This is a genomic window from Methylobacterium sp. AC690 (assembly GCF_979256535.1).
On sequence record NZ_CEEDOX010000014.1, the window covers coordinates 105,160 to 130,788 of the forward strand.

Genomic DNA, 25,629 nt, shown 5'->3' on the forward strand with positions numbered 1-25,629 from the left:
CTCAAATCAAAATTTTTTTTGTGGAAGAAGAGCTTACGTCGCGGCGCAGAAGGCGCGCGGTCTCGCGGGGCCAACGTCATCAAACTGATACGGGAATCCGGTTTGGCTCATGACGTTGGAGGCTGTCCCGGAGGCGAACGTGGGCGAAGACACTGAGACGACCCGCGTCCGGACCCTGTTCCTGTCCGACATGCATCTGGGCACCAAGGGGTGCCAGGCCGATCTGCTGCTCGAATTTCTGCGTGATTACGATGCGGACGTCATCTACCTCGTCGGTGACATCGTGGATGGCTGGCAACTCAAGTCCGGCTGGTACTGGCCGCAGAGCCACAACGACGTCGTGCAGAAGCTCATGCGCAAGGTGCGCAAGGGTTCGACGCTGGTGTACGTGCCGGGCAACCACGACGAATTCCTGCGTGACTACATCGGCATGACCTTCGGCGGCATCGAGATCGCCGACCAGCGGGTGCACGAGGCCGCCGATGGGAAGCGGTACCTCGTCATTCACGGCGACCAGTTCGACATGGTGGTCCGCCATGCCAAGTGGCTCGCGTTCCTGGGCGACGGCGCCTACACCTTCGCGCTCTTCGTGAACACCTACGTCAACACCGTGCGCCGCCGCCTCGGCCTCGCCTATTGGTCGCTTTCGGCCTGGGCCAAGCTGAAGGTAAAGAACGCCGTCAGCTTCATCGGCAAGTTCGAGGAACTGCTGAGCGCCGAGGCCAAGCGCGTCGGAGCCGATGGGGTGATCTGCGGCCACATCCACCACGCGGCCAACCGGCAGATCAACGGTCTGACCTACCTGAACACCGGCGACTGGGTGGAATCCTGTACCGCCATCGTCGAACATTACGACGGCACCATGGAGGTGCTGCACTATCCGAGCCTGCTTCGCGCCCGTGCCGCGCGCACCGAGCTGGTCGGCCATCCGCGGCCCGAAGGGGCCCGGGCGGTCGCGTGAGGCTCCTCATCGCGACGGATGCCTGGCATCCGCAGGTCAACGGTGTCGTCCGCTCCCTGGAGAACATGGCCGCGGCGGGGGCCGCCTACGGCTTCGACCCGGTGTTCCTGACCCACCAGGACTTCGCGTCCCTTCCCCTCCCGGGATATCCCGAGATCCGGCTCGCCTACGCCACCAAGCGGCACGTGGCCCGCCTCTGGGACGATCTGCGGCCCAGCCACGTCCACATCTCCACCGAGGGGACCGTCGGCTATGCCACGCGGCGATACTGCCTCGCCCACGGCCGGCCGTTCACCACGAGCTATCATACCCGTTTCCCGGAATATCTTTCCGCCCGGGCCCCCGTGCCGGAAGCCTGGAGCTATGCCTGGCTGCGCCGGTTTCACGGAGCGGCCAACGGCACCATGGTCTCCACCCCTTCCCTGGAGCGCGACCTCGACGCCCGCGGCTTCACGAATCTGATGCGCTGGACGCGCGGCGTCGATACCGAGCTGTTCCGCCCGCGCCCGCCGGAGGCGCCGGACTTGGCGGACCTCGCCGGTCTGCCACGGCCGATCTTCCTTTCCGTGGGACGGGTCGCGGTGGAGAAGAACCTCGAAGCGTTCCTGCGCCTCGACCTGCCCGGCACGAAGGTCGTCGTCGGCGACGGCCCGGACCGAGCACGCCTCTCAGGTATCGCGCCGGAGGCCCGTTTCCTGGGCACCCGTACGGGCGCCGCGCTGGCCGACCTCTACGCCGCCGCCGACGTCTTCGTGTTTCCGAGCCTGACCGATACCTTCGGAATCGTGCTCCTCGAAGCCCTCGCCTGTGGTGTGCCGGTGGCCGCCTACCCCGTCACAGGTCCCCTCGACGTCATCGGCCGGACCGGTGCCGGCGTCCTCGATCAGGATCTGCGAGCGGCCGCCCTGGCCGCGCTGGCAATTCCGCGCGAGCGCTGTCGCGGCGAAGCCCTGCGCTACACCTGGGCCGAGAGTGCGCGCCAGTTCTACGACAACATTGCCCACGCCCATGGCAGCACGCCGGCCCCGGCCCGGGCAGCGGGGACGGCTCCGCGGGGCATCGTCGAACTCGGCTGACGCGTGGACCCGTCTCCCCACGCAGGCTAGGGGAAGAGGGCAACCCCTGCCCCGGACCCCTCCCGATGCCGCCCTTCGACCCACGCCTGGCGGAGACCTACCCGGCCGTGATCGGCTGCGACGAGGTCGGGCGCGGCGCACTCTGCGGTCCGGTGATCGTTGCAGCGGTGTGGTTCGCGCCGACCGCGTTTCCGCCCGAGCTGCTGGCGCGCCTCGACGACAGCAAGCGCGTGAAGGCGGCCGAGCGCGAGGCGCTGACCCCCCTGATCCGGGCGCGAGCCCGCGTCGCGGTGGCGGCCGGGTCGCGCGCCCTGGTGGACCGGATCAACGTCCGCGCCGCCACCCTCGACGCCATGCGGCGCGCGGTCCTCGCCCTGCACCTCGACGCACCGGTCTGGGTCGACGGCCGCGACGCGATTCCCGGTCTCACCCTTCCGGGCCGCGCCGTGGTGGGCGGCGACCGTCTGGTGCCGCAGATCGCCGCCGCCTCCATCGTGGCCAAGACCCTCCGCGATACCCTGATGCGTCGGCTCGCCGGGCGCTACCCGGATTACGGCTGGGCCAGCAATGTCGGCTACGGCACGCGCACGCACCTCGCCGGCCTCGCACGCCGCGGCCGCTCACCCCATCATCGCCTCAGCTTCACGCGCGCCTATGACCTCAGAACAGGCTCAGCTGGTCCGTCGGAACCCTGAACAGGTCAGTCCGCAGGCGCCGCCGGACTTCGGGATAGCCGAGGCGCAGCCGGGCAAGCCGCATGCGCTGGCGGATCAGGTCGGCATAGGCGCCGGTGCCGGTCATCCGCGTGCCGAAGGCGGCGTCATAGGCCTTGCCGCCCCGCGCAGCGCGGACCAGCGACATGACGTGGTGTTGCCGGCCCGGATAATGCTCGGCGAACCAGTCATTCACCAGGTCATCGAGCTCGAGCGGAAGGCGCAGGAGCACGTGGCTGGCCTCCTGGGCGCCGAGGGCACGGGCCTGACCGAGGATCGCCTCGAGCTCGTGGTCGTTGAGCGAGGGGATGATCGGCGCGGCAATGACCATCACGGGGATACCGGCCGCGCTCAATCGGCCGATCGCATCCAGGCGCTTTTGCGGATGCGGCGCCCGCGGCTCGAGCCGGCGCGCCAGGACGGGATCCAGGGTCGTCACCGAGATTGCGACTTTGACCAGACCATCCCGCGCGAGGTCGGTGAGGAGGTCGAGGTCGCGCACGACGAGGTTCGATTTCGTCACGATGCCGACCGGGTGGCGGAAACGCGCCAGCACCTCCAGCACCGCGCGGGTGACGCGATGCTCCCGTTCGATGGGCTGGTAGGGATCGGTGGCGGTGCCCAGGGCGATGGTAGCAGGGCGGTAACCCGGCGCCGACAGCTCCGCTTCGAGCAGGGCGCCGGCATTCACCTTCCGGAACAGCTTGGTCTCGAAATCCAGGCCCGGCGAGAGGCCGACATAGGCATGGTTCGGACGGGCGAAGCAGTAGACGCAGCCGTGCTCGCAGCCTCGATAGGGATTGATCGAGCGATCGAACGAGATGTCGGGCGAGGTGTTGCGGGTGATCAGCGTACGGGCATGCTCCGGCCTCACCTCGGTCCGCAAAGCGACCGCCTCCTCCTCTGCGGACCAGCCGTCGTCGAAGGATTCCCGGCGGGCCGCCTCATACCGTCCGCTCGGATTGGCCGTGGCACCCCGGCCCCGCCGCCCCGACGGCTGCGGCGTCGTCTCACCGAGACGTCGCGCCGCCTCGATGTCGGCGAATGATGAGCGGAAGGCGTCTGCAGGCATGGGCCGAGTTCATCCAGAGGGATTGGATGAGAACGTATCACGAACAAACGTCGGGACAGTTGCAGATATTTCAGGCAGAACGCCCGTCCCTCAGCATTTCTACCCGCCTGTTAGCATTGCGCCGCCGTGAGATGGCTTTGCGCAACGCAAAAATGCGGTATGCGCGCGCATGCTTTCGGCTCTCATCTCCGTGACCCGGCCTGCCGACCCCGAATCCGTCGATCAACTCGCCGACACGCTCGGCGCGCTGGTGGCCGGCGTCGCGGCGGGGCTCGTCGGCGATGCGGTGATCATCGTGCCAACCGCGAATACGACGATCGAGACCGTGGCCGAAGCGACCGGTGCGAAGGTCGTTCTGCGCGGACGCGGGTCGTCGCCGTGGTCGGCAGGGGCGAAGGTCGCACGCCGGGACTGGGTCCTTTGCCTGGAGGCCGGCGATATTCCCGCCGAGGGCTGGATCCGTCTTCTCGACCGCTTCATCGGGACGGCGCGGCCGGAGGTCTCGCTGGCACGCCTGCGCCGGCCCCATACCGGCCTGCCCACGCGCCTGGCTGCCCGGGGCGAGCGCGTCATCGGCGTGAACGCACCGCGTCCGGGCGATCTGGTGCGACGCGACCGCCTCCTCGCCGGACCGAAATTTATCCGCCGACTGAAGGCCCGCCCGCTCGCGGCGCGGCTCGACCGGGCCTGACCACCGCGGACAATCCCCAGTCGGTGTGAATCAGACCGAGATCGATGCGCCGCGACGCAGGTGCTCGTCGAGACGGGGCATGATCTCGACGAAGTTGCAGGGGCGATGGCGATAGTCCAGCTGCGCGGCGAGGATACCGTCCCAGGCGTCGCGACAGGCCCCGGGAGAGCCGGGCAGCACGAAGATGTAGGTGGCGTTCGCGACGCCGGCCGTCGCGCGCGACTGCAGGGTCGAGGTTCCGATCTTGTCGTAGGAGATGCGGTGGAAGACGGCCGAGAAGCCGTCCATGCGCTTCTCGAACAGCGGCTCGATCGCCTCGGGCGTCACGTCCCGACCGGTGAAGCCTGTGCCGCCCGTCGTGATGACGACGTCGACGGCCGGGTCCCGGCTCCAGTTCTCGACCTGTCCGCGGATCGCCGCCACTTCGTCGGGGACGATCGCGCGAGCGGCCAGGGTATGGCCCGCAGCCTCAAGGCGCTCGACGAGGGTGTCGCCGGAGCGGTCGTCCTCCGCGCTCCGGGTATCCGACACCGTGAGGACCGCGATGGCTAGCGGGATGAAGCTGCGGGTCTTGTCGGATGCGACCATCATGGAATGCCTTCAGCCGAGCGCGGGCGGGACATCAGCGATCTTACGCGAAAGCCCCGCCCCCCGACAGCGCGCCGGCTGCACCTCAGTTACGCGCTGCCCGGAACGTGTCGCAGGACTTCGTCTGTCCGCTGCGATAGCCGGTCATGAACCAGCGCATCCGCTGTTCGGACGAACCGTGGGTGAAGGAATCCGGCACCGCGTAGCCCTGCGACTGCTTCTGAAGCTTGTCGTCGCCGATGGCGCTCGCCGCCTGCATCGCCTCTTCGATGTCGCCCTGCTCCAGGGCATTGTACTTGTCGTTCGAGTTCTTGGCCCAGACGCCCGCGAGGCAGTCGGCCATGAGCTCGATGCGCACGGAGAGCTGGTTCGCTTCCGTCTTGCTCGACGCGTTCTGCTGGCGCCCCTGCACCTTGCCGAGAATCCCGAGCTCATCCTGTACGTGGTGCCCGACTTCGTGGGCAATGACGTAGGCGTAGGCGAAATCACCCTTCACGCCGAACTTCTGCTCCATCTCCTTGAAGAAGGAGGTGTCGAGATAGACCTTCTTGTCGATCGGGCAGTAGAACGGCCCCATCGCCGCTTGCGCAGAACCGCAGCCGCTGCGGGTGCCGCCGGTGTAGAGCACCATCGCGGTCGGCCGGTACTGGCGACCGGTCTGGTTCGGAAGGACCTCTTTCCACACGTCCTCGGTGTTGCCGAGGATCGCAGCGGCGAAGCGGCCGCTCTCGTCGGTCGGCTTGGTCTTGCGCTGAGTCTGGGTCTGCGGATCGACCTGCTCCTGGCGGGGGCGTCCGCTGCCGGACATCTGCTCGGCACCGCCGATCAAGACGGCCGGGTTGATGCCTGTGACCCAACCGATGATGCACAGGATCACGATGGTGCCGATGCCGAGGCCACCGGCTCCACCGCCGGGAAAGCCGAACCCACCGCCGCCGCCACCTTCGCCGCGCCGATCCTCGACATTGTCCGACGAGCGGAAATCTTCCCAGCGCATGATCTCGTTACACCTTGTCCGGCCACGCGGCGTCACACACGACCGCGTGAAGTAAGTCGTAGGCGCGGGATACGGTTCCGCTTGGGCGCTGGCCCTAGCGGGCTCAGGCCTTCCCGTCGAGAGCCGCGCGCAGCGTCCGGAAATCCCGCCAGGCGAGGCGCTTCTGCAGGGGTTGGCGCAGGAGATAGGCCGGATGCAGGGTCGCCAGAGCACGGATCTCGCGGCTCCCAACCCGATACGGGTAGAAGCGCCCGCGGGCCTTCAGAATGCCGTCCTTGGTGCCGGTGATCGCCTGCGTCGCCGGGCTGCCGAGGCAGACGATCAGGTCTGGATCGGCGAGCTCGATCTGGCGCTCGATGAACGGCCTGCAGATCGACACCTCCTGCGGCGTCGGATTGCGGTTCCCCGGCGGCCGCCACGGCACGATGTTGGTGACGTACGCATTCGTACGGTCGAGGCCGATGGCCGCCATCATGCGGTCGAGGAGCTTGCCCGAGCGGCCCATGAAGGGTTTGCCGACCCGGTCCTCGTCGGCCCCCGGCGCCTCGCCGATGAACATCAGCTTCGCCGCCGGATTGCCGTCGGCGAAGACGAGGTTCTTGGCGGTGAACTTCAGGGGGCAGCCGTCGAAGCCGGCGAGCAGCGCCTCCAGTTCCTCCAGGCTCTGGACGTCCTTCGCGCGCGCTCGGGCATCGCCGGCGGCTTCGCCGGGCTTGGCCGAAGCCGATTGTCCGAAGGTCCGGGCCGGTGGCGGCGTCGAACCGCGCGGGGGCAGTTCGGTGCGGAAGGTGTCGTCGAGGGCGGGACGGGCACGCTCGGGGGATTGTCTCTCCGGGGCTGGACGGCTCGGGGCGGCGCGCGCCAGCTCCGGTGAATCGGTCTCGGAGAAGCGATCGTGGGGCGCTTCGTCCAGAAACAGGTCGAGCCCGGCCTCGACGTGGAAGTCGAGGTTCGCGATCAGATCCCGTTGTCGGTCTTCACCCTGGCTCATGCGGCTGATGTGGCGCCTCAGCGAGCTGTGGACAACGGGGCATGCGACGTCGCGCACCACCTTTTGCCCTGCGCGACATCGTCAGCACGGGGCATCCCCGGGCAGAGTCGCGCCTGCATTCCCAAGTTGGGTTGCGTTCCCAAGTTGGAATGGGTTGAGACTGATCGTCAAACATGGGATCGCACGACCAACGCGCCCGCGAAAAGCGGATGCACGACAGGAGGATGACGGATGGCGCTGCCTGAACGCGAGGCAATGGAGTTCGACGTGGTCATCGTGGGCGCCGGTCCGGCCGGGCTCGCGACGGCCATCCGCCTCAAGCAACTGGCGCCTGACGTCAGCATCGTGGTGGTCGAGAAGGGCTCCGAGGTGGGCGCCCACATCCTGTCCGGTGCTGTGATCGATCCCTCGGGGCTCGACGGCCTGCTCCCCGGCTGGCGCCAGGACGAGGCGCGCCCGCTGAAGACCGCGGTCGAGCGCGACGAGTTCATGTTCCTGACCAAGAACAGCGGCGTGACCATGCCGAACGTGTTCTTCCCCAAGCTGATGTCGAACCACGGCAACTTCGTCGGTTCGCTCTCCAACGTGACGAAGTACCTCGGCGCCAAGGCCGAGGAACTCGGCGTCGAGATCTATCCGGGCTTTCCGGCCGCGGAAGTGCTTTACGACGCGGCCGGCGCCGTGGTCGGCGTGGCCACGGGCGATCTCGGCATCGGCAAATCCGGCGAGCCGCGCGACGACTACACCCGCGGCATGGAGCTTCGGGCCAAGTACACGGTCTTAGGCGAGGGCGCGCGCGGGTCGCTGACCAAGACGCTGATCGACCGGTTCAAGCTCAACGCCCACAGCGACCACCAGAAATACGGTCTCGGCGTCAAGGAACTCTGGCAGCTCGCCCCCGACAAGTTCCAGGCCGGCCTTGTACAGCACACCATGGGCTGGCCGCTGCCGAACAAGGCCGGCGGTGGCTCCTGGCTCTATCACTTCGACGACGGCCTGCTCTCGGTCGGTTTCGTGACGCACCTGAACTATGAGAACCCGACCCTGTCGCCGTTCGAAGAGTTCCAGCGCTTCAAGACCCACCCGATGATCCGCGAGACCTTCGACGGGGCCAAGCGCATCGGCTACGGCGCGCGCGCCATCATGGAGGGCGGCTGGCAGTCGGTCCCGAAGCTGGTCTTCCCAGGCGGGTGCCTCGTCGGCGATTCCGCCGGCTTCGTGAACGTGCCGCGCATCAAGGGCTCGCACAATGCGGTCCTCTCCGGCATGCAGGCGGCCGAGGCCCTGGCGCAGGCGCTCGAAGCCGGTCGGCACGGTGACGAGCTCGTCAGCTACGAGAACGGCTGGCGCGACAGCGCCATCGGCCAGGATCTGAAGCGCGTGCGGAACGTCAAGCCGCTCTGGTCGAAGTACGGCACCCTGATCGGCGTCGGCCTCGGCGGGCTCGACATGTGGTCGAACACGATCCTGGATGCCTCGCCCTTCGGAACGCTGCGCCACGGCAAGCCGGATCACGCCACGCTGAAGCCGCTCAGCGAGGTGAAGCCGATCGTCTATCCGAAGCCGGACGGCAAGCTGACCTTCGACCGGCTCTCCTCGGTCTACCTCTCGAACACCAACCACGAGGAGGACCAGCCGGCCCACCTCAAGGTTCGGAACCTGGAGCTGCAGAAGGCCTCCGAGCACGACGTCTACGGCGGGCCGTCGGCACGCTACTGCCCGGCCGGCGTCTACGAATGGGTGGAGGATGCCGGCGCCAGCGACGGCGTCCGCTACCAGATCAACGCCCAGAACTGCGTCCACTGCAAGACGTGCGACATCAAGGATCCGAACCAGAACATCAACTGGGAGACCCCGGAGGGACCGGGCGGACCGAACTACCCGAACATGTGAGGGGGGCCGCTTCGCGGCGCGATCACGGTCGGATGAGGGGGGATGGCGGGCGCAGGCGCCGCCATCCTTATGCCTTGCGAGGATGGCGGTAAGAGTCCAGTGTCCCGCCCCAATCGAGCCCGGCTGCCGAGATGGCCGGTGCGCAGGAGCCGTGATCGGTGCCCATGAACGGAACAGCCAAAACCAGTCGGACCGGCCGCCGGGTCCTCTCGGCGCTCGCCGTCTGCCTCGCGGCCTCGCCGGCGGCCTACGCGGCCCAACCCCGGGAATCCGCTCCGATCTCCGAGTACGAGCCGGCAGAATCGTTGGAGGGCAACTTCCTCTCGGCCTACATCGCCGGTGCCTCCAAGGACACCGCCGCGGCCGCGAGCTATTATCGCGAGGCGGTGAAGGCCGATCCGCGCAACGCCGAGCTCCTGGAGCGCGCCTTCGTGTCGCTGCTCGCCGACGGCTCCCTGCCGGACGCCTTCCGGGCCGCCGAGCGCCTGACCAGCCGCGACGGCACGAACGGCCTCGCCCAGCTCGCGCTCGGTGTGCGCCAGATCAAGGCCGGGCAGTTCGCCCAGGCGCGCCAGAACTTCGCGCGCAGCGGCCGGGGGGCCGCAGCCGACCTGACCGGAACGCTGCTCACCGCCTGGGCCTTCGCCGGGGCCAATGACGGCAAGCGCGCGCTGGAGACCATCAACAAGCTCAAGGGCGAGCGCTACTACAACACCTTCCGCGACTTCCATGCCGGGCTGATCGCCAGCCTCGTCGGCGATCAGGCAGAGGCCGAGCGTCGCCTGAAGGCCGCCTACGATGCCGATCGCAACACCCTGCGCATCGTCGATGCCTATGCGCGCTTCGAGGCCCAGGCCGGCCGTACCGACCTCGCGATCCAGGCCTACACCGAATTCGACAAGCTGCTGCCGCGCCATCCCATCGTGCGCGATGCGCTGACCAAGCTGAAGGAGGGCAAGCCTCTCAGCCGCCTCGTCAACTCGGCGCAGGAGGGTGCGGGCGAGGTTCTGTACGGCCTCGGCTCGGCCGGCTCGACCCAGGGTGACGAGCTTCCGGCAGTGGTCTACCTGCGTCTCGCCCTCTACCTCGCTCCCGAGCACGCCCTCGCGCGGCTCACCCTCGCCGACATCCTCGACCGGATGAAGCAGACCGAGCGGGCCAACGAGGCCTATTCGCAGATCCCCACCACCTCGCCCCTGCGCCTCAATGCCGACGTCCAGGTCGGACTGAACCTGGAGCAGATGGGCAAGGGCGACGAGGCCATCGCCCATCTCGATGCCGCGATGAAAGCGCATCCGGACGACATCGACATCGTCACGGCGCTCGGCAACGTTCAGCGCTCGCGCAAGAAGTACGAAGAGGCGGCGGAGACCTACAGCCGCGCCATCGCGCTGATCGGCGACAAGCCGGCGTCGAACTACTGGACGACGTTCTACTTCCGCGGCACCGCCTACGAGCGTGCCAAGCAATGGTCGAAGGCCGAGGCGGACCTGAAGAAGGCCCTGGAGCTGGTGCCCGCGAGCCAGCCCGGTGCCCGGGCCCAGGTGCTGAACTACCTGGCCTATTCCTGGGTCGACCAGAACATGAACATCGACGAGGCCTTCACGATGCTGAAGCAGGCCGTCGATGCGGCCCCGCGCGACGGCATGATCATCGACAGTCTGGGCTGGGCCTATTTCCGCCTCGGCCGCTGGGACGATGCGGTGCGTGAGCTGGAGAAGGCGATCGAGCTGAAGCCCGGCGACCCGACCATCAACGATCACCTCGGTGACGCCTACTGGCGCGCCGGACGTCGCCTGGAGGGCAAGTTCCAGTGGCAGCATGCCAAGGACCTGAACCCTGAGCCGGACGATCTCGAAAAGATCAATGCCAAGCTCAAGGACGGCCTGCTGGAACTCGACAAGCCTGCGGCCACCGCCGAGAACCCGCCCGAGAGCAAGGTGAACCCGGAACTGCCGAAGGGCGCGCCGGCTCCGAACGAGCCCCCGGGCGCTGCCGACAAGAAGAGCGGCGGCTGACGAGCCCGAAGGCTTGACGGACCGCGCGTCGCGGGGCCAGACCGGCCCCGCGATTGCCCGATCCGTGAGCCCCGAGTGTCCATGCCCCTCCTCGTCACCCGCGCTCCGGCGAAGATCAACCTCACCCTCCACGTCCTCGGCCGCAGGACCGGCGACGGCTACCACGAGCTCGAAAGTCTCGTGGTCTTCACCGGCGCCGGCGACACGCTCAGCCTGGAGCCCGGTCCCGACCTGGCGCTGACCGTATCGGGGCCGACCGCCGGCCCGGCCGGCCCCCTCGACGACAACCTTGTCATTCGGGCGGCGCGGAACCTCGCGCGCCTGCGGCCGGGTCTGCGCCATGGCACCTTCCATCTGGTGAAGCGCCTGCCCGTCGCCGCAGGCATCGGCGGCGGCTCCTCCGACGCTGCCGCGGCCCTGCGCCTTCTCGGGCGCCTGAACGCCATGCCCCCCGACGATCCGCAACTGATCGCGGCCGCCCGTGCCACCGGTGCCGATGTCCCGGTCTGTCTCGTCCCCCGCGCCCGCATGATGTCGGGCGCCGGCGAAGCCGTCGGACCCGTCCTCGATCTGACCCCGCTGCCGGCGGTCCTCATCAATCCGGGCGTCCCGGTCGAGACCGCGCCGGTGTTTCGCGCGCTCGGGCTCGCGGTCGGCGATCGCCACGGCACCGGCGCTCATCCCGTCATCGCCCCCGGTCTCGGGGCGGAGGCGCTCCTGCGCGCGATCACGCCCGCGCGCAACGACCTCGAGGCCCCGGCGCGCAGCATCGCCCCGGTGATCGACGGGGCGCTCGAGGCCTTGCGGGCCGCACCCGGATGCCGTCTGGCGCGGATGTCGGGGTCCGGCGCGACCGTGTTCGGACTTTTCGGGCATCGATCCGAGGCGGCTCGTGCCGCTCGTAGCATCGCGACAGTTCACCCGGACTGGTGGGTCAGCGCAGCAATGCTTCGCTAAGCATTCGCTCAATCGGTGGAATAGCAACTTTCCGTGCATCAAGGCCGACTTGAGCTGTCAGCTTTACGCTCGCTCAAGGTTTGAGTCTGCAGGATCGGCATGCGCGAGGAGCGGTGCATGCCCGACCAGAAAAACAACTCATGGGGAGAGGGTGAACTCCGAGAACTCCTGTGCCTGATGATGATCGGCTCCTGCATCTGGATCCTCGGCACCCAGCTCGGCTTCTTCACGGTTCTCATCGACGCGACCCGGACGCATCAGCTTCAGGACCTGCTGATGCTGACCCTCTGCATGAGCCTGGGCGTGGTCGTCGCGGCCATCCGCAAGTCCTTCAAGCTGCGCAAGGCGATGCAGGATCGCGACGGAGCCGAGGCCCATGCCGAGGCCGTCGCACGCCACGATGCGATGACGGGCCTCGCCAATCGGCGCCTGTTCCGGGAAACCCTCGAAGCCCGCATCCGCGTGGCCACCGGTCTGCCGCGGGTCGCCGTGATGCTGATCGACCTCGACCGCTTCAAGCCGGTGAACGACGTCCATGGCCACGCCGCGGGCGATGCGGTCCTCTGCGTCATTGCCGATCGTCTGCGGGCCCTCGCCCCGCCTCAGAGCCTCGTCGCGCGCCTCGGCGGCGATGAGTTCGCGCTCCTCCTCGATGACGGCAGCGACCCGGAAGTTCTGGCGCGCCTCGCACAGGGCGTCATCGCCGCGCTCTCCCAACCGATCGCCTGGACCCAGAGCCGTCTCGAGATCGGCGCCACCATCGGGATCGCGACGGCGACGGAGGAGAGCCGCACCGCGGAGGCGCTGCTGCACGCTGCCGACGTCGCCATGTACCAGGGCAAGCGGGATGGTCGCGGGACCTACCGGTTCTTCCATCTCGACATGGGCCAGGCCCTGAAGGCACGGGCCCGGCTCGAGGGCGAGTTGCGGATTGGCATCGAGAAGGGCGAGATCGAACCGTTCTACCAGCCGGTGGTGTCACTGCCTGGCCGCGACCTCATCGGGTTCGAGGTGCTGGCCCGCTGGAATCATCCCCGGTTGGGCATTCTGACCCCCGCCGATTTCATCGGCCTGGCCGAGGAGACCGGCCTGATCGCCGACCTCACCTGGTCGCTGATGCGCCGGGCCTGCCGGGACGCCCGGCTCTGGCCAGCCCATCTCCAGCTGGCGATCAACATATCGCCGCTTCAACTCCGCGATCCGCACCTGCCGGAACACATCCTCGGCATCCTGACCGAGATCGGATTCGCGCCGGAACGCCTGGAGATCGAGATCACGGAGACGGCCCTGGTCAACGATCTCGAAGCGGCGCGGACCGCCCTGAAGTCGCTCCAGAGCTTCGGCGTGCGCATCGCCCTCGACGATTTCGGGACCGGATATTCCAGCCTGTACCATCTGCGCGAGCTGCAGTTCGACAAGCTGAAGATCGACCGCAGCTACGTGGAATCGATGCGGCTGAGCAGCGAGCGCGCCAAGCTCGTCGATGCGATCATCGCCCTGGGCTCGAGCCTCGGCCTTCTCACCACGGCGGAGGGCATCGAGAGCGGGACCAGCGTCGATTGGCTGGCGGGCCAGGGCTGCACCTATGGTCAGGGCTACCTCTTCGGCCGGCCCATGAACAAGGCCACCACCGACGGTCTTCTCACACAATGGTCCGACGATGAGGGCCGGATCGTGATCGCGCCGTCTCTGTCCGAAACGTCGGAGCTCGCCGAGCGCGAACTCGTGGCCCTTGCTCCGCCGCCGGCCCTCCGCCAAGCGGCAGCCTGACCGTCCGCCGCGCCCGGAAGCTCAGTGCGCCCGGGCGATGCAGAAGTCGACGACCTGCAACAGCGCGTGTTTCATCGGGCTCGCCGGGAACGCCTTCAGGGAATCCCGGGCCCGGTCGCCGTACAGGCGTGCACGCGCCATGGTCTCCTCCAAGGCACCGTGACGCCGGAGGATGGCGCGCGCCGTCTCGAGATCGTTGTCGGTGACCTCGCCCAGTTCGAGCGTCCGCTTCCAGAAGGCGCGTTCGCTACCCGTGGCACGGCGCACCGCGAGGACGATGGGAAGCGTGATCTTGCCCTCGCGAAAATCGTCGCCGACATTCTTGCCCAGGGTATCGCTGGTGCCGCCGTAATCGAGCACGTCGTCGATGAGCTGGAAGGCGATCCCGAGGTTCATGCCGTAGGCGCGGCAGGCCGCCTGCTCGGCGGTGTCGCGCTCGGCCAGGACCGGTCCGACCTCGCAGGCGGCGGCGAACAGCTCCGCCGTCTTGGCACTGATCACCGCGAGATACTCGGCCTCGCTCGTCTCGGTGTTCTTCGCCGCCGTGAGCTGCATCACCTCGCCCTCGGCGATGATGGTGGCCGCCGCGGACAGGATATCGAGGGCCTTCAGCGATCCGACCTCGACCATCATGCGAAAGGCCTGGCCGAGCAGGAAATCGCCCACCAGGACGCTGGCCTCGTTCCCCCACTTGATGCGGGCCGCGACCTTGCCGCGACGCATGTCGCTGCCGTCGACCACATCGTCGTGCAGGAGAGTCGCGGTGTGCATGAACTCGACGCTGGCGGCGAGCTTCACCGCGCCGTCGCCGGCATAGTGGCAGAGATCAGCGGTCGCGAGGGTGAGGATCGGCCGGAGGCGCTTGCCGCCCGAGGAGATCAGGTGGTTGGCGACCTCGGGAATCATCTGGACGTCGGATCCGGTGCGGGACAGGATCGTCGCGTTGACGCGCTCCATCCCGCCTGACACCAGGGCGACGAGGTCGGCCAGGCTCGCCTCGGGATCGGGGCTTCTCTCTTCGATCGGAACTACGACGCCCAAGACCTCGAGGCCTCCCGCTTCCCTACGCCAACGCGGCGCGATCCAATCGACCACGTCCGTGACACCCCATCGCATGCGCTCGGAGGCGCTGCAACACGCACCATGCCGCAAGGTATAGATCCGCGGTCGGTGTCCGGTATGGCACCGGGGAGAGGATGTATGACCGAACTCATTCGCAGCAACGACGTCGTTCTGATCGGCTTTGCCCAGTCGATCCTGGAGGCCGCTGCCATTCCGGCCCTGGTGGCCGACCAGCACATGAGCCTTCTCGAAGGCTCCATCGGTGCCTTCGCACGGCGTCTGCTGGTGCCGCAGGATCAGGCGATGCAGGCGCGCCGCCTCCTCACCGATGCGGGTCTCGCCCACGAGCTGCGGGATGCCTGAGGCCGGTGCCGATCTCTGGCTCGGCGGGCGGCTTCGGCTGACCCAGCCGCCGCGCGGCGCGCACCGGGCCGGTACGGATGCGGTGCTCCTGGCGGCTCTCCTCCCGCCCGAACCCGGTGCCGTCGTCTGCGACGTCGGAGCGTCCAGCGGCGCCGTCGGCCTCGCGGTCGCCCTGCGCAGCCCCCGCTGTCGCGTGGTGCTGGTGGAGCGCGATCCGGAGCTGGCCGCCTACGCCCGCTGCAACGCGGAGGCGAACAGCTTGTCCGACCGGACAACGGTGATCGAGGCGGACGTGCTGGCGCCCGGGCTGCGTCGCCATGCCGATGGCCTGACGCCCGGCCTTGCCGACCTCCTCCTGACGAACCCGCCCTATTTCGAGCCCGGACGGCACCGGCCCTCCCCCGTGGCCGCCAAGGCCGGCGCGCACACGTTCTCGGACGGCGGGCTCGAAGACTGGATGCGCTGCTGCGTCGATCTTCTTCGCCCACAGGGTCGGATCGGCCTGATCCATCGGGCGGATCACCTCTCCGCCTGCCTCGATGCCCTCCGCGGCCGCTTCGGCGCGCTGGCGATCCGGCCGGTCCACGCCAAGCCGGATCAGCCGGCGATCCGCATCCTCGTCAGCGGCGTGAAGGGCAGCCGCGCACCACTCCGGCTCCTGCCGCCCGTCATCCTTCACAGCGATGACGGCAAGTTCACCCCGCACGCCGCGGCCCTCAACGAGGGCCGCGGCTGGGTCGATACCTCCGGCGAGTCCGCCTGAGGGCGGCCCTCAGTAGAACGTCCGGACCCGATACGGCCGATGCCAGCCGTGATGGCGGTGGCCCCAGCCGTGGTGCCAGCGCCAATGATGGCGGTGATGCCAGTGGCGACGGTGATGCCAGTGACGGCGATGGTGCCAGTGCCGGCGGTGATGCCAATGGCGCCGATGCCCATGCCACCGGGCCTGCGCCACCAGGGGCGCCTGCGCGCCGGCCTCGATACCTGCCACGGGCATCGGTGCAGCGCTCACCGTCGCTCCAAATCCTATCGCACCGGCCAACATGCCGAGTGCCAGGGCCATCCAACGCATCGCGCGCATGGTTGCGTCTCCTTCGCTGCTGCGCGGCCCCCTTCGGGAGGCTCGCCCGCCGCCACGATCCGGCGGCGTGAGGCGACAACGGCGACGCTGGCAAAAGGGTTCGTCCCGCCCCACCTCAGCGCTCAAGCCGCCCGGCCACCCGTGGTCGACGCGGGACACCTTGCCTGCCCTCCTGTTCGAGTCGAGATCGCATGCCTGTTTCCCTGCCGGGTCCCCTGCGCGCGCTGCTTCCCCGGCGCTGGCGCCGTGAAGGCTCCCGCGTCGCCGTCCTGCGCCTCAGCGGGGCGATCGGCGCCGTGTCGCCGTTCCGCGCCGGGTTGTCGATCGGCGGTCTCGCGAGCAGCCTCGAACGCGCCTTTGCGACGCCCGGCATCGCGGCCGTCGCGCTGGTCATCAATTCGCCGGGCGGTTCTCCGGCGCAGTCGCACCTGATCCATCAGCGCATCCGAGCCCTGGCGGCCGAGAAGAAACTCCCGGTCCTGGCCTTCGTGGAGGATGTCGCGGCGTCCGGCGGCTACATGATCGCCTGCGCGGCGGATGAGATTATCGCCGATCCCATGTCCCTGGTCGGATCGATCGGTGTCGTCTCGGCTGGGTTCGGTTTCGACCGACTGATCGAGCGAATCGGCATCGATCGCCGCGTGCACACCCAGGGCGAGGCCAAGGGCATGCTCGACCCGTTCCGTCCGGAGGATCCTGCCGACGTCGCGCGTCTCAAGGCGATTCAGGCGGATGTGCAGGCGCTGTTCACGGCGCTCGTCAGTGCCCGCCGTCCGAAGCTCGCGTCGAGCGGAGAGAACCTGTTCACCGGGGCGGTCTGGACCGGGCAGCAGGCCCTGCCGTTGGGCCTTGTCGACGGCCTGGGAGATGCCCGCTCGACCCTGCGGGCCCGCTATGGGGAGACGGTCGACCTCGTTTTCATCGCGGAGAAGAAGGGCTCTCTCGTGGCCCGCCTGTTGCGGCGCTCGGCACCCGGGAGCAGCGTCGCGGGCGAAGTCATGGCGGCGATTGAGGATCGCGCCGCCTTCGCCCGCTACGGCTTGTAGACACTCAATGCTTGCAGGCTTCGGTGCCGTAACCGGCATAGACCACCCGAACCTTGCGGGTGCAGGTCTCGGCCAGGGTGGGGGCCGGCACGGCCGCGACTTCGATCGGCGTCACGGCGGCGGGCATCGTGACCGCGTCCGAATACTCGGCCGTGGCGAGCGCGTTCGACGCGGTGATCACCAGCGGAGTGGCGACCAGGGATGCTGCGACGAGGGCGGCGAAGACTGTGACGGACGAGCGCATGACGCGATGTTCCAAATTGTCGACCGCCCTTGAGGACGGTGAGAACCCCTTGATTGCCTGATAAACTTGGCAGCAAGCGAGACCGTTCCACCGCTAAAACGAAACGTGGCCGAATTGTGTGTGCCGACGCACGCCCGGCCTGCCGTGCCGTCGCTTGACACGACCGGGCCGCCTCTTAAACGCTGGCCGCCCCTCCACGGACCGGAAAACCCATGTCGAGCGCCGTCGATCTCGCGCCCAAAACCTCGTTCCAGGGCCTGATCCTGACCCTGCAGCGATTCTGGGCGGCGCAGGGCTGCGTGATCCTGCAGCCCTACGACATGGAAGTCGGCGCCGGCACCTTCCATCCGGCCACGACTCTGCGGGCGCTCGGCCCGAAGCCCTGGAAGGCCGCCTACGTCCAGCCCTCGCGGCGTCCGAAGGACGGTCGCTACGGCGAGAACCCGAACCGGCTGCAGCACTACTACCAGTTCCAGGTCATCCTGAAGCCGAACCCGCCCAACCTGCAGGAGCTCTACCTCGCCTCCCTCGACGCCATCGGCGTCGACCTGACGCTGCACGACATCCGCTTCGTCGAGGACGACTGGGAGAGCCCGACCCTCGGGGCCTGGGGCCTCGGCTGGGAGTGCTGGTGCGACGGCATGGAGGTGAGCCAGTTCACCTATTTCCAGCAGGTCGCCGGCTTCGAATGCGCCCCCGTGGCGGGCGAGCTGACCTATGGGCTTGAGCGCCTGGCGATGTACGTCCAGGGCGTCGAGAACGTCTACGACCTGAACTTCAACGGCGGGACCGGCGAGGATCGGGTGTCGTACGGCGACGTCTTCCTCCAGTCCGAGCAGGAATATTCGCGCCACAACTTCGAGGCGGCGGACACCGCGATGCTGTTCCGCCAGTTCACCGACGCGGAGAAGGCCTGCCGCACCTACCTCGACGCCGGGGCGCCGGAGGACGAGACCGGCCGACACCGGATGGCGCAGCCGGCCTACGACCAGTGCATCAAGGCGAGCCACGTCTTCAACCTGCTCGACGCCCGCGGCGTCATCTCGGTGACCGAGCGCCAGAGCTACATCCTGCGGGTACGTGAACTCGCGAAGGCCTGTGGGGCGGCGTACCTGCGCACGGCGGGGGGCGGCGCGGCCTGATCCGCGTCACTGACCGCGCCCCACGACCCCGAACACCATCACCTGGACGCCGCCTGATCCCATGCCCGACCTCCTCCTCGAACTTCGCTCCGAAGAGATTCCCGCCCGCATGCAGCGGAAGGCGGCCGACGACCTGAAAAAGCTCGTCACCGACGCCCTCGTGGAGCGCGGCTTCCTCTACGAGGGGGCCAAGGCCTTCGCCACGCCGCGCCGCTTGGCGCTGCACGTGGCCGGCCTGCCGCCGCGCGGGCAGGACGTGCGCGAGGAGCGTAAAGGGCCCCGGGTCGGGGCACCGGAGGGTGCCGTCCAGGGCTTCCTGAAGAGCACGGGGCTCGCGAGCCTCGACCAGGCGACCGTCGTCACGGATCCGAAGAAGGGCGCGTTCTACGTCGCGTTGCTCGAGCGGCCCGGCCGCGAGACCCTCGACGTCCTTGCCGAGATCCTGCCGCAGATCATCCGCAGCTTCCCGTGGCCGAAATCGATGCGCTGGGGCCAGGCCTCGGCGCAGCCGGGCGCCCTGCGCTGGGTGCGTCCGCTGCAATCCATCGTCGCCACCTTCGGGCCGGAGACCGAGACGCCGGACGTGGTGCCGTTCGCGGTGGACGGCATCGTCGCCGGCACCACCACCTACGGCCACCGCTTCCTGGCGCCCGAGGCCATCGAGGTCCGGCGCTTCGACGACTACGTCCGGTCCCTGGAGCGCGCAAAGGTCGTGCTCGACATGGAGCGGCGCAAGGACATCATCCTGCACGATGCCCGCGACCTCGCCTTCGCGCGCGGCCTCGAACTCGTCGAGGACGAGGGGCTGCTGGAGGAGGTCGCCGGTCTCGTCGAGTGGCCCGTGGTGCTGCTGGGCTCCTTCGACGAAGCCTTTCTCGACATCCCGGCCGAGGCCATCCGCGCCACCATCCGAGCGAACCAGAAGTGCTTCGTGCTGCGTCAGGCCGGCACCGACATCCTTGCGCCGGCCTTCGTCCTGACGTCGAATCTGGTCGCCAGCGACGGCGGCCTCGCCATCACCGCCGGCAACGAGCGCGTGGTGCGCGCACGCCTGTCGGATGCCAAGTTCTTCTGGGAGACCGACAAGGCGACCCGCCTCGCGGACCGGCTTCCGAAGCTCGACACCATCGTGTTCCATGAGAAGCTGGGCACGCAGGGAGAGCGCGTTCAGCGCATCGCCGCCCTGGCCCGCGAGCTGGCGCCCCTGGTCGGCGCCGACCCGGATCAGGCCGAGCGTGCGGCGACCCTGGCCAAGGCCGACCTCGTCACCGAGATGGTCGGCGAGTTTCCCGAGCTGCAGGGCCTGATGGGTCGCAAATACGCGGCGCTCCAGGGAGAGACCGGGAGTGTCGCGGCGGCGATCGAGGACCACTACAAGCCGGTCGGTCCCTCCGACCGGGTGCCGACCGATCCCGTGGCTGTGGCCGTGGCGCTTGCCGACAAGTTCGACACCCTGGTCGGGTTCTGGTCCATCGACGAGAAGCCGACGGGCAGCAAGGACCCCTACGCCCTGCGCCGCGCGGCCCTCGGGGTGATCCGGCTGCTCATCGAGAACACCGTGAATCTGTCCCTCCTGCGTGACGGCTACCAGGCCGCCGCCGACGGCCATGCGAATTACGGCACTCCGCCGAAGACCGCCGCGCCTGCCAGCGCCGCGGACGCGGATGGCGCGAGCCTCCTCGCCTTCTTCGCCGATCGCCTGAAGGTCTACCTGCGCGACAAGGGTGCCCGCCACGACCTGATCGATGCGGTCTTCGCCCTGCCCGGCCAGGATGATCTGCTGATGGTGGTCCGCCGCATCGAGGCTCTGGGCACCTTCCTCGAAACCGACGACGGCCGGAACCTGCTGGCCGGCTACAAGCGCGCTGCCAACATCCTGCGCATCGAAGAGAAGAAGGACGGTCGCGCCTACGACGCGGCCCCGGATGCAGCCCTCGCCGCCCGCGGCGAGCCGGAGGAACGGGCCCTCGCCGAGGCCCTGGCGGCGGCGCGCGAGACGGCGTCGGCGGCCGTGGCTGCGGAGGATTTCGCCGGGGCCATGCAGGCGCTCTCGACCCTGCGCGTGCCGGTCGACGCGTTCTTCGAGCGGGTCACGGTGAATGCCGAGGATCCCGCCCTGCGCCAGAACCGCCTCGCGCTTCTCAACGCCCTGCGGGCTGCGACCCGCGAAGTCGCGGATTTCTCGCGCATCGAGGGCTGAGCGACGGCCTCTCGTTTCGGCCCTGGTCTACGTCCCGACCGCCCGGCTGACGGGATGATACCGCTCCACCCCGTCAACCTGTTTGGCGAGGGACCCGAGCCGCGAAACCCCGACCAAATGGCCGGGCGCGTCGATGCGCTCGCGGGAGACGAGGCCTAAACCCCCTACCCGTTTTCGCGGACGAGGGCGGGAGTCCGGTCGGCCGCTCCGCGAACGGATCCGTCGCCCGCGGCCGACGATCTGGCCCACATCACCCGACTCCGGCGCTCTCGCCGGGGCTCATGTGCAAGGTCTCAGGTGGACGTCGCAGGACATCGTCAACCGAAGATTCGCAATGCGGCAGATTTCGGTTGGGCGGCCTTCGAACAAGCGGAACGGTTTCTCGATGATCGCCGTTGGGGCTGCAGATTTTCCTGAAGGGAGATGTAGATGCGCAACCCCATCATCGCCGCCCTGACCCTGGCAACGCTGTTCGGCGCTTCGGCCGTTCAGGCCGAGACCACGGTCATCCGCCGCGACGCGCCCGACACCGTCGTGGTCGATCGCCCCTCCACCGAGAGCCGCACGGTCGAGCGCCGGGAGTCCGGCGACGGCTGCTCCTCCAAGACCGTGACCAAGGAGAACGATCTCGGCGACCGCAAGACGGTCACCAAGGAGAGCTGCGACTGAACCAGCCGTCCGGTTTCGGAGGCCTGCCGCGCCCGCTCCGGTCCCACCGGGGCGGGCTTTCGCGTCTCAGAGAGACTTCTCGTAGCGCCAGGCTTCCATGCCGTCCTCGTAGTAATCGGGGATGACGGCGAAGCGCAGGTAACCCCGGCGTTCGTAGAGCCGGATCCCGGCACCGTTGTCGGCGCGGACTTCGAGGCGCAGACGCGCGCAGCCATGGGCGCGCGCATCCGCTTCGGCGGCGTCGAGAACGAGGCTGCCGAGCCCGAGACCGGACCGCGCCGGGGAGACGGCGATGGAGGAGAGTCGGGCGCTGCGGCTGCCGCGCCGGCGCTCCAGCGTGGCCGACCCGACGAGGGTCGCCTGTCCCGCCTCGTCGCGGATGATCGCCGCCAGGAGCGACATGCTGGGCGAGCGGATGGCGTGGCGGATTGCACGCCGCTCGGCGCGGTCGCTGGCGAAGGCGGCGTGTTCAAGGGCCACCAGGGCGTCGAGATCGGCCAGCGTCGCCGGGCGGATCTCCACCCGCGGCGCCGTTTCAGACTTGATCGAGGACGCGCTCACCGGGCCGTCCAGGGATAGACCCAGGTTTCCGACAGGGCACGCCCCGAGGCCCGCAGGAACACGCGCAGGTCGGTCGCCTGACCCGGGGCCTCCAGGGTCACGTCGAAGGCCGCGCGCAGGCCCTGGATATGAGGGTTCGGCGCCACCGAGCTGTGCGTGATACGGCCCAGGGCGGTGCTTGCCACCACCTCCACCCGGCTCGGATCGGCGCGGTAGTAGTCGAGATCGCCGCCGGCGAAATCGACGAGGAAGCGCCGCGTCAGGCCGCCCTTCTCCTCCTCCGCCTTGGCGGTGCCACTGGCCAACGGGGCGACGCTGAAGGTGTTGATCACGCGCCCGCCCGGATGGAGCGGAGCCCCGCCGACGGCGCGAACCCGGTAGGACAGCGTGACCGGCGTGCCGGCCGGATAGGGGCTCGCCGGCCGCCAGCACGCGACGATGTTGTCGTTGGTCTCGGTGTCGGTGGGCAGCTCCATCAGCATCACCGCACCCTCGCCCCACGGGCCGTCCGGCTCGACGAAGTAGCCGGGCCGGCGGTCGTAAGAGGCTTCCAGGTCCTGGTAGGTCTCGAAGTTCCGATCGCGCTGCATCAGCCCGAAGCCCTTCGGGTCGCGGTCGACGAAGCTAGAGATGCGCCGGTCGCGCGGATTGTGGAGCGGACGCCACAGCCACTCCCCGCTGCCCGCCGCGATCTGGAGCCCGTCGGAATCGTGGAGCTCCGGCCGGTAGTCGTCGGCGTGGCGACGATCGTTCTCGCCGATGAAGAACATCGAGGTAAGCGGAGCAAGGCCCACCGTCGCGAGGTCGACCCGTGGGATCAGGGTGGCGCGCACCGCCACGCTGGTCGCGTCACCCGGCGTCACGGTGAACTGATAGGCACCGGTGAGCGACGGGCTGTCGAGGAGCGCGTAGATCGTCAGCGCGTCGTCGGCCTTGTCCGGTACGCCGACCCAGAACTCGCGGAAAACCGGAAATTCCTCGGGGCCGCCCTGCCCCTCGACGTTGACTGCCAGTCCCCGGGCCGAGAGGCCGTAGAGCTGATCGCGCCCGAGGAAGCGATAGTAGCTCGCCCCGAGGAAGACGATGAGCTCATCGAGCAGGTTCGGCTTGTTCAGCGGCGCATGGATGCGCAGGCCGGCGAAGCCGAGATCGACCGGCAAGGCCTTGTCCAGCTTCGTGCGCCCCATGTCGTAGAGGCTCGACTGGTAGGGAATCGGCGTCGCCACGCCACCGCGGACGAGGTTCACCGTCACCGGACGGGTGTAGAGGAAGCCGAGATGGAAGAGCTGGAGCCGGAACGGGCTCCCGTCGCCGAGAAACGCCTTGTCCGGCTTGAAGCGGATGTCGCGCCAGGCGTCGTAGTCGAGCTTGGCGATCGGCGCCGGCAGGGTCGGGACGCGGGCCTCGTAGGCAACCTTGGCAAGGTCCTGCGCCCGGCGCTCCACGTCGGCGAAGCCGAAGGGGGTCTCCGGACGCCCTTCGCGGCGTTGCGCCCGCGCCTCCACGGTCGCCGCGAGGAGGGTCGTGGCCGCGAGTCCCTGGACGATTCTGCGCCGGTTGGGTTCTGACATCGTCCTGCGATCCGGTGCGCCTTGAGAGAAAACCGTGCGCTTGATGGCCCGTCCGCACGACCTTGGGAAGGGCCCATCGTCTGCTGGGCGTCGGTGTCCGCGGCGTTTCTGCAACAGCCCGGGAAGACAACCCGGTTTCGGGTGAAAAATCGCGGTTTTCCCTTGTGGCGAGAACACCCTGACCGTATATGCGCCTTGCCCAATTTCGCACGTGCCTGTGGCCGCGTGTCGGTTGGTGGGCATCCGGCCAACTGCCGGACAGCCGCCAGGGGTCTTAAAGGATCGATGGTCGACAGGGTGGATTCCCTCCGGCCGGCATCCAGGTGGCAACACCGGACCCCGACAACAACCGGCAGCCGGAGGCGAAACCGGCGAACCCCGCTCTCCACGGGGGACGCAGCTTAAAGCAACGACGAACGGGCTTTTTTGGTCTCGTCGGCCCTCCAAAGGCCGGCACCGAAGAGGCTTGTTTCTCTTTGCCCGGCGTGCGGTGGGGACCCCCCTTCCAATCCAAGGCAGCTTCCGGGTGCTCTTGCGCCCGCGATGCCCTCGCGTGTCTCCAAAGCACGTGGCGCGTCGCGTCGCAGCGCCCCCAGACGCCGGACGGCATCCTGTCGTCCTGACATTCGACAGCGCGCCCCGCGAGGGCGCTCGCGAACCTGTGGGTTGGAACGAGCATGACCGATCGTATCCGCGATTTCCTGCGCGCACGCCGTGACATGGGCCAGGACGAGGGCCCGGTGATGGTGCTCGACCTCGATGTCGTGCGCGACAACTACACCGCCTTCGCCCGTGCGCTGCCCGACACCCGCGTGTTCTACGCGGTGAAGGCGAACCCGGCGCCGGAGGTGCTGCGGCTGCTCGCCGAGATGGGCTCCTGCTTCGACACCGCCTCGGTGGTCGAGGTCGAGATGGCGCTCGCCGCCGGGGCCACCGCCGACCGCGTCTCCTTCGGCAACACCATCAAGAAGGAGCGCTGCATCACCCGCGCGCTCAAGCTCGGCGTGCGTCTCTTCGCCGTCGACTGCCAGGCCGAGGTCGAGAAGATCGCCCGGGCCGCCGATTCGGCGGGCGTCGAGGCCGGCGACGTGCAGGTGTTCTGCCGCATCCTCTGCGACGGGGCCGGCGCCGAGTGGCCGCTGTCGCGCAAGTTCGGCTGCGTGCCGGAAATGGCCGTCGACGTGCTGGAGCACGCCTACCGCCAGGGCCTCACCGCCTACGGCGTCTCGTTCCATGTCGGTTCGCAGCAGGGCAATACCGGTGCCTGGGACGGCGCCCTCGCCTCCGCCGCCACGATCTTCGAGGACTGCGCCCAGCGCGGCATCACCCTGTCGATGGTCAACCTCGGCGGCGGCTTCCCGACCAAGTACCTCAAGGCGGTGCCGGGCGTGGAATCCTACGGCGACGCGATCTTCCGCGCCCTGACCAAGCACTTCGGCAACCACATGCCGGAGACGATCATCGAGCCCGGTCGCGGCATGGTCGGCAATGCCGGCGTGATCGAGGCCGAGGTGGTGCTGGTGTCGAAGAAGTCCGACGCCGAGGACGAGGTGCGCTGGGTCTACCTCGACATCGGCAAGTTCGGTGGGCTCGCCGAGACCATGGACGAGTCGATCCGCTACGCGATCCGCACCGAGCACGACGAGGACCGCATGGCCCCCTGCGTGCTCGCCGGCCCGACCTGCGACTCCGCGGACGTGCTGTACGAGAAGGTACCCTACCCGCTGCCCGTATCGCTCTCCATCGGCGACAAGGTGCTGATCGAGGGGGCCGGCGCCTACACCACCACCTACGCGGCGGTCGCCTTCAACGGCTTCCCGCCCCTGCAGCAATACGTGATCTAAACCTCTTCACGGTCATGACGCGAACGCCGGGCGTTTCCCTGAGGGACGCCCGGCGGTGGAACCCCACAGTCCCGCCCCGTGCAGGTCGACGGCCTCGGTCGCAGCCTGAACGGACTCGT

23 protein-coding genes are annotated in these 25,629 nt (G+C 68.6%); 15 read left to right on the top strand and 8 right to left on the bottom strand.

Going from position 1 to position 25,629, the window contains the following annotated elements; translation table 11 throughout:
* The first annotated feature begins 109 nt into the window (after positions 1-109).
* The 3 genes from AC0IY1_RS17290 (at position 110) to AC0IY1_RS17300 (ending at position 2,732) form a co-directional block, all read left to right on the top strand.
* Positions 110-961, top strand: a complete 852-nt coding sequence (locus AC0IY1_RS17290) for a UDP-2,3-diacylglucosamine diphosphatase (protein ID WP_471771158.1) — start codon at positions 110-112, stop codon at positions 959-961.
* Complete coding sequence (locus AC0IY1_RS17295) at positions 958-2,037, top strand: glycosyltransferase family 4 protein (RefSeq protein ID WP_471771160.1); 1,080 nt, start codon at positions 958-960, stop codon at positions 2,035-2,037. The genes AC0IY1_RS17290 and AC0IY1_RS17295 overlap by 4 nt, the downstream gene beginning before the upstream one ends.
* A 65-nt stretch (positions 2,038-2,102) precedes the next feature.
* Positions 2,103-2,732, top strand: coding sequence for a ribonuclease HII (locus tag AC0IY1_RS17300; protein ID WP_471771162.1), 630 nt, complete (start codon positions 2,103-2,105; stop codon positions 2,730-2,732).
* On the opposite strand, the gene AC0IY1_RS17305 is transcribed toward AC0IY1_RS17300, so the two are convergent.
* A complete protein-coding gene (locus AC0IY1_RS17305; RefSeq protein ID WP_471771164.1) occupies positions 2,698-3,822 on the bottom strand; it encodes a PA0069 family radical SAM protein in 1,125 nt (374 codons plus the stop codon). The two genes, AC0IY1_RS17300 and AC0IY1_RS17305, sit on opposite strands and share 35 nt — an antisense overlap.
* 169 nt (positions 3,823-3,991) lie before the next feature.
* Between AC0IY1_RS17305 and AC0IY1_RS17310 the strand changes: the two genes are divergently transcribed.
* Entirely contained in the window at positions 3,992-4,513 is a 522-nt protein-coding gene (locus tag AC0IY1_RS17310; RefSeq protein ID WP_471771166.1) for a glycosyltransferase family protein, read from the top strand.
* Positions 4,514-4,543: 30 nt separating this feature from the next.
* Here the strand turns inward: AC0IY1_RS17310 and moaB are convergent, their stop codons facing one another.
* The 3 genes from moaB to AC0IY1_RS17325 form a co-directional block, all read right to left on the bottom strand.
* The gene (gene moaB, locus AC0IY1_RS17315; RefSeq protein ID WP_055958170.1) at positions 4,544-5,101 is read right to left on the bottom strand and encodes a molybdenum cofactor biosynthesis protein B; all 558 of its coding nucleotides are present in this window, start codon (positions 5,099-5,101) and stop codon (positions 4,544-4,546) included.
* Between the two features lie 85 nt (positions 5,102-5,186).
* The gene (gene ypfJ, locus AC0IY1_RS17320; protein WP_471771169.1) at positions 5,187-6,098 is read right to left on the bottom strand and encodes a KPN_02809 family neutral zinc metallopeptidase; all 912 of its coding nucleotides are present in this window, start codon (positions 6,096-6,098) and stop codon (positions 5,187-5,189) included.
* Positions 6,099-6,201: 103 nt separating this feature from the next.
* Positions 6,202-7,089, bottom strand: a complete 888-nt coding sequence (locus AC0IY1_RS17325; protein WP_471771172.1) for a uracil-DNA glycosylase — start codon at positions 7,087-7,089, stop codon at positions 6,202-6,204.
* A gap of 231 nt (positions 7,090-7,320) precedes the next feature.
* Between AC0IY1_RS17325 and AC0IY1_RS17330 the strand changes: the two genes are divergently transcribed.
* From AC0IY1_RS17330 to AC0IY1_RS17345, 4 genes are all read left to right on the top strand, one after another.
* The gene (locus AC0IY1_RS17330; RefSeq protein ID WP_471771174.1) at positions 7,321-8,982 is read left to right on the top strand and encodes an electron transfer flavoprotein-ubiquinone oxidoreductase; all 1,662 of its coding nucleotides are present in this window, start codon (positions 7,321-7,323) and stop codon (positions 8,980-8,982) included.
* A gap of 164 nt (positions 8,983-9,146) precedes the next feature.
* On the top strand, positions 9,147-11,000 hold the full coding sequence (locus AC0IY1_RS17335) for a tetratricopeptide repeat protein (protein WP_471771177.1): 1,854 nt from the start codon (positions 9,147-9,149) through the stop codon (positions 10,998-11,000).
* 81 nt (positions 11,001-11,081) lie between these two features.
* On the top strand, positions 11,082-11,957 hold the full coding sequence (locus tag AC0IY1_RS17340) for a 4-(cytidine 5'-diphospho)-2-C-methyl-D-erythritol kinase (protein WP_471771180.1): 876 nt from the start codon (positions 11,082-11,084) through the stop codon (positions 11,955-11,957).
* A gap of 117 nt (positions 11,958-12,074) precedes the next feature.
* Complete coding sequence (locus AC0IY1_RS17345) at positions 12,075-13,727, top strand: putative bifunctional diguanylate cyclase/phosphodiesterase (protein ID WP_471771183.1); 1,653 nt, start codon at positions 12,075-12,077, stop codon at positions 13,725-13,727.
* Between the two features lie 21 nt (positions 13,728-13,748).
* Here AC0IY1_RS17345 and AC0IY1_RS17350 read toward each other — a convergent pair whose 3' ends face one another.
* Positions 13,749-14,768 carry a polyprenyl synthetase family protein gene (locus AC0IY1_RS17350; RefSeq protein ID WP_055957882.1) on the bottom strand — a complete coding sequence of 340 codons (1,020 nt, stop codon included), beginning with the start codon at positions 14,766-14,768 and terminating at the stop codon, positions 13,749-13,751.
* 159 nt (positions 14,769-14,927) lie between these two features.
* On the opposite strand from AC0IY1_RS17350, the gene AC0IY1_RS17355 reads away from it, so the two are divergent.
* The 3 genes from AC0IY1_RS17355 (at position 14,928) to AC0IY1_RS17365 (ending at position 17,279) form a co-directional block, all read left to right on the top strand.
* Positions 14,928-15,152 (top strand): putative signal transducing protein, encoded by a 225-nt coding sequence (locus AC0IY1_RS17355; protein WP_055957879.1) that lies wholly within the window; start codon positions 14,928-14,930, stop codon positions 15,150-15,152.
* A complete protein-coding gene (locus tag AC0IY1_RS17360; protein ID WP_471771186.1) occupies positions 15,145-15,915 on the top strand; it encodes a tRNA1(Val) (adenine(37)-N6)-methyltransferase in 771 nt (256 codons plus the stop codon). The genes AC0IY1_RS17355 and AC0IY1_RS17360 overlap by 8 nt, the downstream gene beginning before the upstream one ends.
* 509 nt (positions 15,916-16,424) lie before the next feature.
* Positions 16,425-17,279, top strand: a complete 855-nt coding sequence (locus AC0IY1_RS17365; protein ID WP_055957873.1) for a S49 family peptidase — start codon at positions 16,425-16,427, stop codon at positions 17,277-17,279.
* Between the two features lie 4 nt (positions 17,280-17,283).
* Here AC0IY1_RS17365 and AC0IY1_RS17370 read toward each other — a convergent pair whose 3' ends face one another.
* Positions 17,284-17,523, bottom strand: coding sequence for a hypothetical protein (locus AC0IY1_RS17370; protein WP_471771189.1), 240 nt, complete (start codon positions 17,521-17,523; stop codon positions 17,284-17,286).
* Between the two features lie 212 nt (positions 17,524-17,735).
* Here AC0IY1_RS17370 and AC0IY1_RS17375 point away from each other — a divergent pair, with 212 nt between their 5' ends.
* From AC0IY1_RS17375 to AC0IY1_RS17385, 3 genes are all read left to right on the top strand, one after another.
* Positions 17,736-18,665, top strand: a complete 930-nt coding sequence (locus AC0IY1_RS17375; protein WP_103709685.1) for a glycine--tRNA ligase subunit alpha — start codon at positions 17,736-17,738, stop codon at positions 18,663-18,665.
* 61 nt (positions 18,666-18,726) lie between these two features.
* Positions 18,727-20,865 carry a glycine--tRNA ligase subunit beta gene (glyS, locus tag AC0IY1_RS17380; protein WP_471771192.1) on the top strand — a complete coding sequence of 713 codons (2,139 nt, stop codon included), beginning with the start codon at positions 18,727-18,729 and terminating at the stop codon, positions 20,863-20,865.
* 429 nt (positions 20,866-21,294) lie between these two features.
* Positions 21,295-21,534 carry a hypothetical protein gene (locus tag AC0IY1_RS17385; protein WP_055958157.1) on the top strand — a complete coding sequence of 80 codons (240 nt, stop codon included), beginning with the start codon at positions 21,295-21,297 and terminating at the stop codon, positions 21,532-21,534.
* A 66-nt stretch (positions 21,535-21,600) separates the two neighbouring features.
* On the opposite strand, the gene AC0IY1_RS17390 is transcribed toward AC0IY1_RS17385, so the two are convergent.
* Positions 21,601-22,095: a GNAT family N-acetyltransferase gene (locus tag AC0IY1_RS17390; protein WP_471771195.1), complete on the bottom strand. Its 495-nt coding sequence runs from the start codon at positions 22,093-22,095 to the stop codon at positions 21,601-21,603.
* Positions 22,092-23,666, bottom strand: coding sequence for an OpgD/OpgG family glucan biosynthesis protein (locus AC0IY1_RS17395; RefSeq protein ID WP_471771198.1), 1,575 nt, complete (start codon positions 23,664-23,666; stop codon positions 22,092-22,094). The genes AC0IY1_RS17390 and AC0IY1_RS17395 overlap by 4 nt, the downstream gene beginning before the upstream one ends.
* Before the next feature lie 677 nt (positions 23,667-24,343).
* On the opposite strand from AC0IY1_RS17395, the gene AC0IY1_RS17400 reads away from it, so the two are divergent.
* Positions 24,344-25,510: a type III PLP-dependent enzyme gene (locus tag AC0IY1_RS17400; protein WP_055957857.1), complete on the top strand. Its 1,167-nt coding sequence runs from the start codon at positions 24,344-24,346 to the stop codon at positions 25,508-25,510.
* Positions 25,511-25,629 lie beyond the last annotated feature (119 nt).